Source organism: Fischerella thermalis PCC 7521, assembly GCF_000317225.1.
Taxonomy (GTDB): Bacteria; Cyanobacteriota; Cyanobacteriia; order Cyanobacteriales; family Nostocaceae; genus Fischerella; species Fischerella thermalis.
On record NZ_AJLL01000081.1, the window covers coordinates 12595 to 26945 of the forward strand.

General features: G+C 41.0%; 13 protein-coding genes. 6 read left to right on the forward strand and 7 right to left on the reverse strand.

The genetic code is table 11. From position 1 onward, the window contains the following. Positions 1-525: 525 nt before the first annotated feature. Positions 526-2001 (reverse strand): Asp-tRNA(Asn)/Glu-tRNA(Gln) amidotransferase subunit GatB, encoded by a 1476-nt coding sequence (gene gatB / locus UYK_RS0116950; protein WP_016871823.1) that lies wholly within the window; start codon positions 1999-2001, stop codon positions 526-528. 181 nt (positions 2002-2182) lie between these two features. Continuing rightward, positions 2183-3214 (reverse strand): 2-hydroxyacid dehydrogenase, encoded by a 1032-nt coding sequence (locus UYK_RS0116955; protein ID WP_009459164.1) that lies wholly within the window; start codon positions 3212-3214, stop codon positions 2183-2185. Between the two features lie 93 nt (positions 3215-3307). On the opposite strand from UYK_RS0116955, the gene UYK_RS0116960 reads away from it, so the two are divergent. Continuing rightward, positions 3308-3511, forward strand: coding sequence for a hypothetical protein (locus tag UYK_RS0116960; protein ID WP_009459165.1), 204 nt, complete (start codon positions 3308-3310; stop codon positions 3509-3511). A 353-nt stretch (positions 3512-3864) separates the two neighbouring features. Here UYK_RS0116960 and UYK_RS0116965 read toward each other — a convergent pair whose 3' ends face one another. From UYK_RS0116965 to UYK_RS0116975, 3 genes are all read right to left on the reverse strand, one after another. After that, on the reverse strand, positions 3865-4521 hold the full coding sequence (locus UYK_RS0116965; protein ID WP_009459166.1) for a DUF1295 domain-containing protein: 657 nt from the start codon (positions 4519-4521) through the stop codon (positions 3865-3867). Between the two features lie 176 nt (positions 4522-4697). Then, entirely contained in the window at positions 4698-5480 is a 783-nt protein-coding gene (locus tag UYK_RS0116970) for an SDR family oxidoreductase (RefSeq protein ID WP_009459167.1), read from the reverse strand. 386 nt (positions 5481-5866) lie between these two features. Further along, positions 5867-6679: a hypothetical protein gene (locus UYK_RS0116975; protein ID WP_009459168.1), complete on the reverse strand. Its 813-nt coding sequence runs from the start codon at positions 6677-6679 to the stop codon at positions 5867-5869. A 159-nt stretch (positions 6680-6838) separates the two neighbouring features. On the opposite strand from UYK_RS0116975, the gene murG reads away from it, so the two are divergent. The 3 genes from murG to UYK_RS0116995 all read left to right on the forward strand — a co-directional run bounded on the left by murG (position 6839) and on the right by UYK_RS0116995 (position 8810). Beyond that, positions 6839-7912, forward strand: a complete 1074-nt coding sequence (gene murG / locus UYK_RS0116980; RefSeq protein ID WP_016871824.1) for an undecaprenyldiphospho-muramoylpentapeptide beta-N-acetylglucosaminyltransferase — start codon at positions 6839-6841, stop codon at positions 7910-7912. A 60-nt stretch (positions 7913-7972) separates the two neighbouring features. Then, a complete protein-coding gene (locus UYK_RS0116985; RefSeq protein ID WP_009459170.1) occupies positions 7973-8416 on the forward strand; it encodes a hypothetical protein in 444 nt (147 codons plus the stop codon). A gap of 133 nt (positions 8417-8549) precedes the next feature. Then, entirely contained in the window at positions 8550-8810 is a 261-nt protein-coding gene (locus UYK_RS0116995) for a DUF6737 family protein (protein ID WP_009459171.1), read from the forward strand. 48 nt (positions 8811-8858) lie between these two features. Here UYK_RS0116995 and UYK_RS0117000 read toward each other — a convergent pair whose 3' ends face one another. Further along, positions 8859-9767, reverse strand: a complete 909-nt coding sequence (locus UYK_RS0117000; protein ID WP_009459172.1) for a DUF1338 domain-containing protein — start codon at positions 9765-9767, stop codon at positions 8859-8861. Positions 9768-9891: 124 nt separating this feature from the next. Then, entirely contained in the window at positions 9892-11193 is a 1302-nt protein-coding gene (locus tag UYK_RS0117005) for an acetyl ornithine aminotransferase family protein (RefSeq protein ID WP_016871827.1), read from the reverse strand. Positions 11194-12001: 808 nt separating this feature from the next. Here UYK_RS0117005 and UYK_RS0117010 point away from each other — a divergent pair. Then, positions 12002-13714: an ABC1 kinase family protein gene (locus UYK_RS0117010; protein ID WP_009459174.1), complete on the forward strand. Its 1713-nt coding sequence runs from the start codon at positions 12002-12004 to the stop codon at positions 13712-13714. A 119-nt stretch (positions 13715-13833) separates the two neighbouring features. Next, on the forward strand, positions 13834-14208 hold the full coding sequence (locus tag UYK_RS0117015; protein ID WP_009459175.1) for a hypothetical protein: 375 nt from the start codon (positions 13834-13836) through the stop codon (positions 14206-14208). The last annotated feature ends 143 nt before the right edge of the window (positions 14209-14351 follow it).

Consider the following 14351-nt stretch of genomic DNA (forward strand, 5'->3'; position numbering starts at 1 on the left):
AAAAATATTTTGTGTTGATAGTTGCTAAATCGTACTGCGATCGCAACAAAAATAAAAAAAGAGAGCCTTTTGGGCAGCTCTCCAGATCATCAGGGTGCATCTACTTATCACAATATATCACATCTGGGATGTGGGGCAACACCCCCTATTGAGTTTTTTATCAAAATTTCCTGAAAAATCTCCGTAAATGCACTATTGGGGAGAACAACAGTTTGTTTTGCCATTTTAATTCTTCAAAGATACCCAGTAAATAACCTGAGTAAAAATTAATCATAAAAAAAAGAGAGCCACTTGGGCAGCTCTCCAGATCATCAGGGTGCATCTAACTAGCACAGTATAGCATTATAGGCATGAGGGGTGACACCCCTTTTTTGAATTGATTTATTAAAAAATTGTAAAAGTATCTGTGAGGGAAGGGATCGGGGACACGGGAGACAAGGAAAATATTGCACTCCACCCTACGGGAAGCCGCGCAAAGCGCGTCTACACACTCCCCATCACCCCATCACCCCATCACCCCAATCCCTAAGCATTCAACTTCTTCTCTACCAATTGGTTAGTCAGCTTGGGGTCAGCGCGTTTGTTGGTCTTTTTCAGGACTTGTCCGACAAAGAAACCTTTGAGATTGACGTTACCGTTGCGGTACTTCTCTAATTCTTTGGGGTTTGCAGCAATCACTTCATCAATGATGGGTTCTAAAACATCGGGGTCAGTGATTAACTCTTGACCTGCAAACGCTTTTTCGGGAGCAACACCACTTAGTAAATCGGGCAATTTTTCTTTAGCTTGGGCGTTGCTAATTTTGCCTTTTTCAATCCGACTGATGACATCAGCGAGATTGGTAGGTGTAAGAGCAATTTCGGTAATACTGAGTTTATTTTTGTTGAGGTAAGCAGCGATATCTTGAGTAATCCAGTTTGCAGCTGCTTTGGGGTTCGCACCGCTAGCGATCGCCGCTTCAAAATACTCAGCAGTAGCACGTTCCTCTGTCAAAACTCGCGCATCATAAGTTGAAAGTCCCAACTCATCTTCGTAGCGACGGCGTTTTTCGGCTGGTAGTTCCGGTAATTCATTTCGCCATTCTAGTAATTGTTCTTCTGAGACTTCAATGGGTGCTAAATCTGGTTCTGGGAAGTAGCGGTAATCGCTAGAACCTTCTTTAGTTCGCATACTAATTGTGCGTTGAGTGCTTTCTTCCCACAAGCGTGTTTCTTGAATAATGCGTTCACCGGCTTCTATGGCTGCGATTTGTCGTTCAATTTCATATTCAATCGCCTTTTGGATGGCGTTGAACGAGTTCATGTTTTTAATTTCTACTTTCGTGCCAAACTTTTGTTGACCGACAGGACGCACAGAAATATTTACATCACAACGCAGTGAACCTTCTTGCATATTGCCATCACTGACACCGAGATAACGCATGATCCGGCGTAATTCTTGGGCGTATTCCGCAGCTTCTTGTCCAGAACGTAAATCTGGTTCTGAGACAATTTCTACCAAAGGGACACCAGCACGGTTGTAGTCTACCAAAGAATAGGAAGAACCAGACAGGCGATCGCTACCGGCGTGTACTAATTTTCCTGCATCTTCTTCCATGTGCAGACGGGTGATACCAATTTTTTTACGGATGGGGTTTCCATCTTGGTCTACTAACTCAATTTCTAACCAACCGTGTTCGGCAATGGGTAGATCATATTGAGAAATTTGGTAATTTTTGGGAAGGTCAGGATAAAAATATTGTTTGCGATCAAACTTGCTGTATTTGGCAATTTGACAGTTGAGTGCTAAACCGGCTTTGACGGCGTATTCTAAAACTTTTTCGTTGAGTACAGGTAAAACCCCTGGCAAACCCATGCAAACAGGGTCAATATTAGTATTGGGGTCAGCTCCGAATTTTGTGGAACTACTAGAGAAAATTTTGGTTTTGGTATTCAGCTGACAATGGGTTTCTAGACCAATTATCGCTTCGTACTCTGTTTTTACTGTTGTAGCAGCAGTCATAAAAACACAAATTATGGTTAATTCTTGTTCAGGCTACTATTTTAGACTGGGATGGACAGTGCTTGAATACGGTTATTTAGATAGGTGTAGGGTGTGTAAGGCTGAAGCAATAACGCACCCTACTGGCATGGCAAGACTAAATTTGTGTATTAATAAACAGGTAAAGGTTGATCTAATTGGCTTAACTAGAAGTAGCGGTAGAAACTAGAGGCTGATAGGAAATTTCATTTTTTAGGGGATGACCCTGCTCAAAATCCGTGATGTTGGAGATTGTGGTAGTGGAGATATCAGTTAAAGCATTACGGGTAAAAAATGCTTGATGGGCTGTAATTACAACATTAGAAAATGATTGCAGCAGTTGAAAAGCGTCGTCCTGAATCACAGTATCAGATAAATCTCTAAAAAAGAGTTCATCTTCTTGTTCATAAACATCAATACCCAAGTGACCAATCTTGCCAGATTTGATACCCTCGATTACTGCTGTGGTATCTATTAGTCCACCTCGGCTAGTATTAATCAGCATCATACCAGGTTTCATTTGCGCGATCGCATTTGCATCAATTAAATGATAGGTTTCGGGTGTAAGAGGACAGTGTAAGGAAATAATATCTGCTTTGGCGAATAACTCTGGTAATTCTACATAACGCGCATTAGCGATCGCCTCAAATTTGGGATTGGGATATACATCATACCCCAGCAAATGACAGCCAAATCCCTGCATAATTTGAGCAAAAATAATCCCGATTTTGCCTGTACCAATAATGCCGACGGTGCTACCATGCAAATCGAAGCCTAGTAGCCCTTCTAGGGAAAAATTATCATCCCGCACTCGGTTGTAAGCGCGATACAGGCGGCGATTCAACATCAAAACCAAACCAACAGCATGTTCCGCCACAGAAAAGGGAGAGTAAACCGTGACTCGTGCTACCTTAATTCCCAATTCTGCGGCTGTTTTTAGGTCTACATTGTTGAAACCAGTAGAACGTAGTGCTATAAAACGAGTACCCTGTGCAGCCAAAATTTTTAAGGTTTCAGTACCCACATCATCATTGACAAAAGCGCAAACTGCTGGAAAATCAGCCGCCAGAGAAGCTGTTTTCGGGTTGAGTCTAGTGTCAAAGTAAACCAACTCATGATTTGCTTGGGCTGTTGCATTTGCTGCATCCAAAAATTCGCGGTCATAAGACTTGGTGCTGAAGACTGCAACTCTCATAAAAATTATCGGATGAACTCAATACCTAATTTTTCAGCTGCAATGATTCTCTACTATTACGAGAGTGTACACAAGAGCAAATAAACCAAATCAATGCCATTTTGGATTTTTGATTGGGAAATTTTGAGCGATCGCTTTCCAAACACTCATACAAATCCCCATAATCATCGACTGGAACAATTTTTGGCTGCAATTACACCCGCAAATCCTCAATATTCTCCCTTCAAACCTCAACGTTTTTGTTTGAAACTCAAAAATTCTCGCTTAGAACCTCAAACTTCTAATCGTCGGGGCTAAAAAACGTAATTGTTCCTCAATCATTCACTCCAGACAAGATCCCCGACTTTTTATTGCTGTAACTTGATGGAAATGTGTCATCCGATTTTGGATTTTGGATTGACCCCACGGACGGGTCCGCTTTCTTGTACGATAAAGGAATGATATCAAGTCCGGCTAATTACTTACGATATAGTTGGTCTTGTAGGTAACAGGTAATTGATTTTTCTCATTACCAATTACCAATTACCAATTACCAATTACCAATTACCAATTACCAATTACCAATTACCAATTACCAATTACCAATTACCAATTACCGACCTTCACAGATATGATAAGTCTTCAAAAGGACATGATATGGTTGGTCATTATTACCAAACAAACGGAATTAAACGACTACTAGATTTCTGATAATCAGCATAGTTTGTATACTTGACAGACATAGACTGTTCTTTTTGAGAAACACGCTGCAAATAAATAATTAATATCACTGCTGGAACTAAATAAGCCCAAACAGAACCAGCTACAACTGCAAAACTCAGATACCGCAACAAATCACCAAAGTAATTGATGTTGCGGGAAAAGCGCCAGATATCGTCACGAACTAATTCTGCACCGTATTGCTTGGCTGTCAGTTTTTGGATATCGGCGGTGGCGTTGATAAGAGTGCCAAAGATGTATAAAGGTAATGCGACAGCAGTAGCGATCGCTGATAAGGGAACAGGATTAGTAAATGCTAGGTATCCTGGTAATGAATAAAAAGCACCGACAAATAAGAGGGACAAGATTAACCCACCAATCCCTACAGGTTCACTAAATATCTGTCGACGTTGGGGGAAAAGCCACTGTTCCAGCAACCACCAGAGACAGTAGCTGACATGCAGACACAGATATATTACTTGTCGGAAGTCTTGGATACCAAAAACAAAGCTATAAATTAGTAACAAGACAATAGTCAAAACCTTGGCTATGTTAATCGCCGTCAATGCTGTCAATCCTGATTTTTCCGCGTTAGCAGTATTTCCCATAAGTATAACAATCCAGTTATCTTAATTCAGAAGGCAGTCTCGATGAAACAAGCTTCACGAGCTTTGTCATGAAAAACCTCACTCACCCCTTCCCTCTCCTTACCAAAGAGAGGGGTGTACTCTCTTGACGGGGTGAGGTTACTTGCAAGTCAGTCCCGATCCCCGATCCCTTTTGATCATCTACGACGATTTACAAGTATTGTGCTAGCTTGGTCAACAGGCATCAAGATTACTTGATTAATATTGACATGGGATGGTCGAGTGGCACAGAAAAACACTACATCAGCGACATCTGCGGCGGTGAGGGGAGTTACTCCTTGGTAAACTTGGTTGGCGCGTTCTGTATTACCATGAAAGCGCACTTCGCTAAATTCCGTTTCTACCATACCGGGATCAACAGAACTGACTTTCACCGAAGTTCCCAACAAATCTTGTTTTAAACCTTCAGAAATCGCTCTGACTGCAGCTTTTGTACCACAGTAAACATTACCACCAGGATAAGTTTGATAGCCAGCGATCGAACCAATATTGATCACATGACCGCGATCGCGACTTACCATCCCAGGTACAACATAGCGGGTGAGGTAAAGTAAACCCTTGATATTGGTATCAATCATTTCTTCCCAATCTGCAAATTCGCCCTCATGCAGTTTATCTAAACCACGACTTAAACCAGCATTATTGATGAGAATATCAATCTCTGACCAAGCAGGGGGAAGACTAGAAATAGCAGATTCTACAGCAGAGCGATCGCGTACATCTAACTGTAATAAATGTATCTGTTCAGATGTGCTGTGGTACTTTTCGACAAGACTATCTGCCAACTCTTGCAAACGTTCCTGACGTCGCGCTGCTAAAATCAGTTTTGCCCCAGCACTAGCGAATACTGTCGCACAAGCAGCACCAATACCACTACTGGCGCCGGTAATCAGAACGATTTGATTTTGTAGAAAAAGCATTTTTGGTCAATTGTCAAGGGTTAGTTCTTTGGTTGTGTAAACCTAAGCAATAAGTTTTCTTCGTGTCTTGGTGTCTTTGTGGTGAAAAAAGAAATATTTATTAACCACCAAGACACTAAGACACTAAGTCGAATCTGGAAAAATTGGGTAATGAAAGCAGATTTTTTACTCACCTTGAAAGGACTGGTGTTAAGTATCAATGGTCATTGGTAAAAACTCTGGATTATTGACAAGTTATATCATGTCCGACTAATTGCTTATGATATAAAGCTTGGAGGTTGAGCATTGGGCATGGTGAAAAAATAACTCATGATCACCAATTACCCATTACCCATTACCCATTACTGACCTCGACGGATAGTATTAGTTCTCAAGCGGACATAATATTATTTTTTCACCACTTGCATTCGTTGAGTGATCATTGTCATACCATCTCCGCGCATAATCACCGCCGATACCCATTGACTACCAGGAGTCATGGGTGCTTTACCAATTTTGAAAAGTCCACCAGATGAAAGTAATTCTAAGTCTACGGGTGTAGGGCTGAGATATTTGTTTGCTTGGATTGGTTCTTCCAAAGCTGTTCCCAAAATATAATCTTCACCTAAGGGTTCTTGGACGATCGCATCAAAGTTATATTGCTGACCGATTGTTACCTGTTGTGGCAATTTAAAATCAATTTGGGGTGGTTTACTGCCAGAAGTAACTTGGGTACGTTCGGACAAAATGTCTTGACGAAGGATTTTTCCCCCAGAAACTTGCTGTCGTGAGGTAATTGTGGCTGATAGAGCTATATTATTATTGTTTGGGGAAGGTAGGCTGGTTATTTTTGTGACTGTGTCGGCAATGATCACATTACCTTGAGGTTTCCACGATTGCAATTGTGTACTGTATCTAAGCTGGGGATATTGTTTCCAAAGCGCATTCAAAGCTTGTTCCATGGTTTGATAGTTTAATCCATCCCCGTGCTTGAAACTGGGGCTGTAGAATTGCATTACCGCTTTGACATTACGCTGGTTTGCTGCTGTATCAATTTGCGTCAAGAGGTTTTTGAGTTGGGGGGGTGCGTTAGTGGGTGTACTAGCTTGGGCGCATTTCCAACCAGCAGTAAAACCGAGAGTCAGTAGTAGCAAAAGTAGCCAATGGCTGGATGCAAAGCGTGATTGGCGTTTCGAGAGTAGGAGAATCAGTCTACGCATTGGTATTAGGTTGGTAGTTTGACTACAAAAGAAATTTCCATCTTAAAATCAAACCCATGAATGTAAAGCTGTTGCAGATTAATTTCCGAAACAGTTTACAACAAGGTAGGGAAATTGTTTTATCTTAGTGAAACTAAGCGTTGACATGGTAGTGGGTAGATGGTAAACGCAGCAACAAAATTATTGATAGCAGCAAGTGGAACTGGTGGACACTTATTTCCAGCGATCGCATTGGCGCAAGAATTGCCAGATTATCAAATCGAATGGTTAGGTGTACCCAATCGGCTAGAAACTCAGCTTGTCCCCCAACAGTATAAATTGAATACTATTTCTGTTGAAGGATTTCAAAAAGGTTTTGGTATATCATCGCTACTGACGTTAGGTAAACTAGTCGGTTCCGTTCTTAAAGTTAGAAAGATTTTACAAAATGGTCAATTTCAGGGAGTATTTACCACAGGAGGATATATTGCTGGACCGGCGGTGATTGCGGCGCGATCGCTAGGTATCCCCGTGATTCTCCACGAAGCAAATGCTTTCCCAGGAAAAGTCACCCGCTTTTTCGGTCCTTGGTGCAATGCAGTAGCATTAGGATTTGCAGTTGCTGCGAAGTATTTACCCCGCGCCCAGACGATTTACACTAGTACTCCGGTACGTTCGGAATTTTTAGAACCGGGTGTCGCCTCATCACTAGATTTAGGTATTCCAGAGAATGTACCTGTCATCGTCGTCTTTGGTGGTAGTCAAGGCGCAGTCGCTGTTAACAAGTTGGTGCGTGAGTGTGCAACAGTTTGGTTTGATGCTGGTGCTTGGGTTGTGCATTTGACTGGAGATAAAGATCCAGATGCAGAAAATTTAAAACATCCGCAGTATATTTCTCTGCCCTTTTATAACAACATGGCGGCGTTACTGCAACGGGCAAATTTAGCCATCAGTCGTTCTGGTGCAGGTAGTTTAACAGAATTAGCAGTGTGCGGCACACCTGCAATTTTAATTCCTTATCCGTTTGCAGCGGAAGATCATCAAACCTATAATGCCCAAGTATTTACTTCAGTGGGTGCAGCGTTGATGTTTCAACAAAGAGAATTGACAGTTGAGAAATTGCAAACAGAAGTTTTGCGATTGTTACAGTCACCACAAGAGTTAAAAGCAATGGGAGAAAAAGCTAAAACTATTGCACCTGCTGATAGTGCAGAGAAATTAGCCCAGTTAGTGCGGGAAATAGTAGAAAAATAGAGGAAAATAGAAATGTTACGAATTAAAACCAACTTTTAACAACAGCAAACAACTGTGCTTATGGGTAACTTCATCAAGCGATCGCTATGTTATCCTTTTATGGCTTCCTTGCTCATCGGGTTAACGTGTAATTCAACCATTGCTCAGAGTCACAGTAAATATTTTCAGCTTAAGCAAAAACCCCCTCAACCTATCAAGATTTCTCAGGCTACTCAAGCCATTGACGAAAAAACAGCCCTCAATTTAGTTTGGAAACTGCCACAAGTACAACGTAAAGCCAGAGAAATCGAAAGACTATCAAAGGGAAAAATACGTGTTGCAGCGATGGTTGATGGTTCTCCAACTCCAGAAGCACCCTACTACACAGTTCAAGTATATGAAAATCATGTAGATTACATTGATACGATTTATTGGTTTCGTGTCTTAAGTCCGAGTGGTGATATCCAAGTTTTAGATATCATCCAGAATGAATACGTAACCTTAGAAAAATGGAAACCCAATTAAATCAGTGATTGGTAATTGGTAATTGGTAATTGGTAATTGGTAATTGGTAATTGGTAATTGGTAGTTTTCTTCCCTATTACCCATTACCAGCAACAGTGAATTCCCAGTCTTACCGAACTGAGAACTGAAGCAAATGTCTGAACGCAAATCTATAAGTCCCTGGAAATTCAAACCTTGGTGGTGTCAGCCTTGGTCTATCCTGCTCACAGGTACAATGCTAATTAGTGCAAGCTGGGTAATATTCAAGACAGTGTGGCTAACAGTTCTGATTGCCATTCCTGTGCTTACATGGATGGGTTTTTTCTTATTAATCTGGCCACAATTAATAATTCGCAGTGGCATTTTGGAATCGTATCAACTATCAAAAGATAAAATTCCAGATCAAAATAGTTAATTGTTGGTGATTTTTACCAACAACAACCAACAAACAACCAACAACAAACTAATTCTGTATTCGAGTCATTTCAAACAACTGTTGGGCATTTCTGCCTAAAAAAGCATCAAACAATACTTGTTTACCTGATTCTTCCACCATGTAGCGCTGGGCAATTTCATAATAGGCGTAAGTCCAAGGAATCTGAATTTCTGTGTCAGTCAATTCATCCAATACTGTTACTATCTCCGTTACTGCTTGCGTTGCTGTTTGTCGTAAACCACAAGCAACATCCCCTTCAATTTCTGGTTTCATCGGTACGCCTAAATTCTCCAAACGACGGGCGGTAGTATCAATGTCTGGATATTCTGGGGTATTTTGGCGATTCACATAGCCTGTAAAGTGGTTCACAGCGTAACCGTGCAATAATACCCAAGCACCATATTGAGTGACTTTATTCACCTGTTCTACTACAGAACGTCGGGGAGGTTGCCAAGGGCAAGTAAAAATTTTCCACAGTTCCTTGGCAAGACGTTTTATATTATCATCAAAATTCTTAAATATTGCCGAAGGACTGAGTAAATTGACACCTTTTACCGTTTGTTGAATGAGTTGAATAGTCTCTTCTGGCAATTGATCTACAATCAACTCGCTAATAAACAACTTGGGTAAGTCAAATTCTTCTTGTTGCGGATGGCGATAATGACGAGCATAGAGATGGGTTTCACTAAAACTATACTCTCCAGCCACCTCATAACCTAAAGCTTCGGCAACTTCCCCCAAATACTCAATTCCCAAATTGACTTTACCCTGTGGACTATCCACAGTCATACGTAAAGACCGAAAGGCGATGTGATCATTAGCAACAGTACCGCCTGCTTTAGTGATCATTTGTGCGTAGGTTTGAGCATAACTTACCCTACTGCTATATTCTCGCCAAAGTAATTCCCATAGATGACAAGCAATTTCAGGATTCATATCAGACTTTGTGAACTGCGGAAGACAAGGGGGACAAGGGAGAAAAGGAAGAAAAACCAACCACTAACCACTAACCACTAACGCATGATCTATCTGCGTCCATCGGTGTTCGATTTCTACAGTATTAAACCTCTGCTAATACACTAGCGAAAATCTCCAAAGCAGTTTCAACCTGCTCACTATCAATTACTAACGGTGGACAAAAGCGAATTGCTGCTTTCCCACAACCAAGCAATAATAAACCTCGCAAAAAAGCTGCTTGTAAAATGCGATCGCGTAACTCCCGATCCAAACTTCCTTGATCATCTAATAAATCTACTGCCACCATCAAACCCTTACCACGAGGTAAGGAAACTCTGGGAAACTGTTGATGTAACTTTACTAAGCCAGCTTGCAATAACTCTCCCATTTCGGTAGCATTTCTCATCAAGCCGCCTGCCAATAGTTCTAAAGTCGCAAGCCCAGCAGCACAAGCAACAGGGTTGCCACCAAAAGTAGTAGCATGGGAACCAGGTGGCCAAGTCATGATTTCTGATCGGGCAAGAATTGCACCTAGAGGTAAACCACTGGCGATACCCTTGGCAGTAGTAATAATATCAGGTGTGACGCCCCAATGTTCGATCGCAAACAATCGACCCGTACGCCCCATTCCCGATTGCACTTCATCCACTACCATCAAAATGCCGTAGCGATCGCATATCTCCCGAATCCTTTGTAAAAATCCATCCTCTGGTACAACATAACCACCCTCGCCTTGAATGGGTTCAACGACAATTGCTGCTACTTCATGGGGTGGTAGCATGGCGGGAAATAGTTGTTTTTCTAGGTAATCTAAACTGGCGTGAGTCCCATAAGGAATATGCGTCACTCCTGGAACGAGAGGACCAAAACCTGCTCTCTGTACAGCTTTGGAACCAGTCAGAGACATTGCTCCATAGGTGCGCCCGTGAAATGCTCCTAAAAAGGCGATAATTAGGGAACGTTTGGTGTAGTATCTAGCCAGTTTGATTGCACCCTCGTTAGATTCCGTGCCAGAATTGGTAAAAAATACTCTCGCACCGCCAGGAAATTCTACGTGTGCAGCTAACTTTTCCGCCAGTTCTACCATCGGTTTGTAGTAAAAATCCGTACCAGACATGTGTATTAACTTACTGGCTTGTGTTTGGATAGCTTGCACAACGTCTGGATGGGCGTGTCCTGTGGCGGTGACAGCAATTCCCGCCGTCATGTCTAAGAAGACATTGCCATCTACATCTTCGACCATACAACCTTCACCACGACTCACAACTAAGGGATAGTCACGGGTATAGGAAGGAGAAGTCACAGCGCGATCGCGTTCGATAATTTCTCTCGCACGCGGTCCCGGTAAAGAAGTAGCTAAGTAAGGTGAGCTTGGTAAGTGCTTATTTATAGAGATACTTAACATAATTTTTTTAAGGGTTTAAAGATTATCTCTGATTAAATGCTGAGGTGATATTACTTGCAGTAGCTTATGATTCTATTTGTAGTGTATTTACTACAAAATTAGGTGTATACAAAACAACCATAATTGGTAATGGGTAATGGGTAATTGGTAATTGGTAATGGGTAATGGGTAATTGGTGTTTTTCCCCATTACTCGCAACAGTAATTTGGCGTCTTTATACTTATTGGGATTATGTAGTTCAATAACAATTACTTTTTAAATTGCAATTTTTCTAAATAAAACTTTAAATATACATTTAATCTAAGTAAATCAAGTTTGATTCTCGTAGCTTGAAAACGCTTATATTTGTTGTTAAGTAGCTACTTAGATTAATTTGATAGCTATAACTTTAACTTTGATCCCTGAACCTTCTAAATTCATGGCTCAGGAAATATCAATATATTCGATGAATCGAATGCTTTGGTGTAATTACTGAATATTTTAATATTAGGTCATTAATTATACATACTATCTTGAAAAGATAGTATGTTTTGCAAATAGGCTAATTGAGCCATATTTCTATGATTCCAGGCCGACATACAGGATAAAATTATCACTGTATTGATTTTTGAGATGACTAACAGCAAAAATTTTCTCTATCGCAATAAGTATATATACTTTTATGTAGTAATATAAAATAAAAGATAAGAAAGTAACTTTTAGTAAAGCTTGACTAAATTCTATAAAGCTACAGAGAAATAGTCAGGTAGATATTTGTTGACCTCGAAAGAGGTAAATTCTTATTTTAAATGAAGAGGTAAATAAGGGAGTGAGCCTGCAAACCCCTATACAAAACAATCGACGTTACGATCCCGATGAGATCGCTAGTTATTACCGCTATCGTCCTTGGCTAGCTTGGGCGCGGGCGCTGAACATCATTTGGTCTTTTGCTGCGTTTATATTTAGCTTGAAGTGGGATGAGTGGCAAAATCAAGTTGAACAGAACAAATCAAAACGCGCAGCCCAATTACGTCAGTTACTAACGCGCCTGGGACCAACTTTTATTAAAGTAGGTCAAGCTTTATCGACAAGACCAGATTTAGTACGTAAAGATTTTTTAGAAGAACTGGTGAAATTGCAAGACCAGTTACCGCCGTTTGATAATGCGATCGCCTACCAATTGATTGAAACCGAACTCGGTCGTCCAGTCAAGGAAATATACAGCGAACTGTCACCTAGTCCCGTTGCTGCTGCTAGCTTGGGACAAGTCTACCGGGGTCGTTTGCACACTGGTGAAGAAGTAGCAGTGAAAGTACAACGCCCTAACCTACGCCCAGTTATTACCCTCGATCTTTATTTAATGCGGTGGGCGGCGGGTTGGTTAGCCCCTTGGCTACCTCTGAATCTTGGTCACGATCTGAGGTTGATCGTGGATGAATTTGGCACCAAATTATTTGAGGAAATAGATTATCTCAACGAAGGTCGCAACGCCGAAAAATTTGCTACTAACTTCCGCAACGATCCACGTGTCAAAGTTCCGGCTATTTATTGGCGCTATACTTCCACCAGAGTTCTGACTCTAGAGTGGCTAAATGGATTTAAGTTAACCGATACTCAAAGAGTCAAGGAAGCTGGTTTAGATCCAGAAGCGATCATCGAAATCGGCGTGACTTCAGGTCTACAACAATTATTAGAACATGGTTTCTTCCATGCTGACCCCCACCCCGGCAATTTATTTGCCATGCCAGATGGCAGAATGGGTTACATTGACTTCGGCATGATGGATCAGCTAGATGAAAACATTAAGGAAACTCTAGTAGATGCAGTTGTACATTTAGTTAACAAAGATTACAACGATCTAGCCAAAGATTATGTCAAGCTGGGATTTTTAACACCAGACACAGATATTCGTCCTATAGTACCAGCCCTAGAAGCAACATTAGGCAATGCGATCGGCAAAAATGTCGGAGATTTTAACTTTAAAACCATCACCGATCAATTCTCAGAATTGATGTATGATTATCCCTTCCGAGTCCCCGCTAAGTTTGCTTTAATTATTCGTTCTTTGGTGACTCAAGAAGGTATTGCCCTCAGCCTCAACCCCAACTTTAAAATTGTGGAAGTAGCTTATCCCTACGTCGCAAGGCGTCTGTTGACAGGCGAATCTCCACAATTACGCCGACGGTTATTAGACGTGCTGTTCAAAGATGGTAAATTCCAATGGCAGCGCTTAGAAAATTTAATTGCGATCGCCCGTACCGATGAGAATTTTGATGTCTTACCTACAGCTAAACTGGGGCTGCAATACCTCCTATCTGATGAAGGTAAATATCTATGGCGTCAGCTGATATTAGCTCTTACCGAAGATGATCGCCTACATACCGAAGAAGTTCAAAGTTTGTGGAACTTAGTCAAAGATGATTTAAAACCGAATCGATTATTAGATGTGGCGATCGGAGTTTTGACAGATTTATCCAAACAGAGAGTTGCAGCCATATTACCTTCAGTAACTGCGATCACCACTTTTGGCATGAAACGCTAAAAACCCTTATACAGAAAGACACTCGAGGGTCAAGAGTCAACAATTTAAAGTCAATATTTGACTCTTGACTTTTTAATCTGCACTTTTACCTTTTAAAATCCATACCAATCAGGAGTTTTATGTACTACTATCCTTCACAACCGCCATATTTACTACTCATTATTGGTTTATTTACTGCATTAACCTCTGGTTTGGCATTAGCCGGAACACTAAAGGTAATTGTAAACAAATGGCAGAGTGATGGCGCAGAGAAATCCAGTACTCAGTTGTCAATTAAACAGTTATCTATACCATTTCTAGGAATAACTGTCGGTGTGACGTTATTTATGTGTTCTGGGTTTGAAATATTTGGTTTTCCACCCTTGCTTGCTTATGCAGTCGGTATACCAGTAACTATTTTGACTTCACTGCTAGTATGGTTCCAGTTAGGAAGCATGATGTCTTTCGTGGAACGGCGAGGAATGCAATCCCTCGATTTAGATTCGATGAATTAATAAACCGCATGAAGCAAGAGAGAACACAGAGATAGAAAAAGAGATGTTTGCAGAAATTTAGTTGTGTCAGTTCACTACTGGTCTGTCCCATTAATTTTGCTGGGTTAAATAACTTTATAAATTACCCTTTTCCTCTCCTCTTC

Bases quoted from the DNA above. Each gene is read 5' to 3' on its own strand.
- gatB (WP_016871823.1), bottom strand. From the start codon at position 2,001: ATGACTGCTGCTACAACAGTAAAAACAGAGTACGAAGCGATAATTGGT.
- UYK_RS0116955 (WP_009459164.1), bottom strand. From the start codon at position 3,214: ATGAGAGTTGCAGTCTTCAGCACCAAGTCTTATGACCGCGAATTTTTG.
- UYK_RS0116960 (WP_009459165.1), top strand. From the start codon at position 3,308: ATGCCATTTTGGATTTTTGATTGGGAAATTTTGAGCGATCGCTTTCCA.
- UYK_RS0116965 (WP_009459166.1), bottom strand. From the start codon at position 4,521: ATGGGAAATACTGCTAACGCGGAAAAATCAGGATTGACAGCATTGACG.
- UYK_RS0116970 (WP_009459167.1), bottom strand. From the start codon at position 5,480: ATGCTTTTTCTACAAAATCAAATCGTTCTGATTACCGGCGCCAGTAGT.
- UYK_RS0116975 (WP_009459168.1), bottom strand. From the start codon at position 6,679: ATGCGTAGACTGATTCTCCTACTCTCGAAACGCCAATCACGCTTTGCA.
- murG (WP_016871824.1), top strand. From the start codon at position 6,839: ATGGTAAACGCAGCAACAAAATTATTGATAGCAGCAAGTGGAACTGGT.
- UYK_RS0116985 (WP_009459170.1), top strand. From the start codon at position 7,973: ATGGGTAACTTCATCAAGCGATCGCTATGTTATCCTTTTATGGCTTCC.
- UYK_RS0116995 (WP_009459171.1), top strand. From the start codon at position 8,550: ATGTCTGAACGCAAATCTATAAGTCCCTGGAAATTCAAACCTTGGTGG.
- UYK_RS0117000 (WP_009459172.1), bottom strand. From the start codon at position 9,767: ATGAATCCTGAAATTGCTTGTCATCTATGGGAATTACTTTGGCGAGAA.
- UYK_RS0117005 (WP_016871827.1), bottom strand. From the start codon at position 11,193: ATGTTAAGTATCTCTATAAATAAGCACTTACCAAGCTCACCTTACTTA.
- UYK_RS0117015 (WP_009459175.1), top strand. From the start codon at position 13,834: ATGTACTACTATCCTTCACAACCGCCATATTTACTACTCATTATTGGT.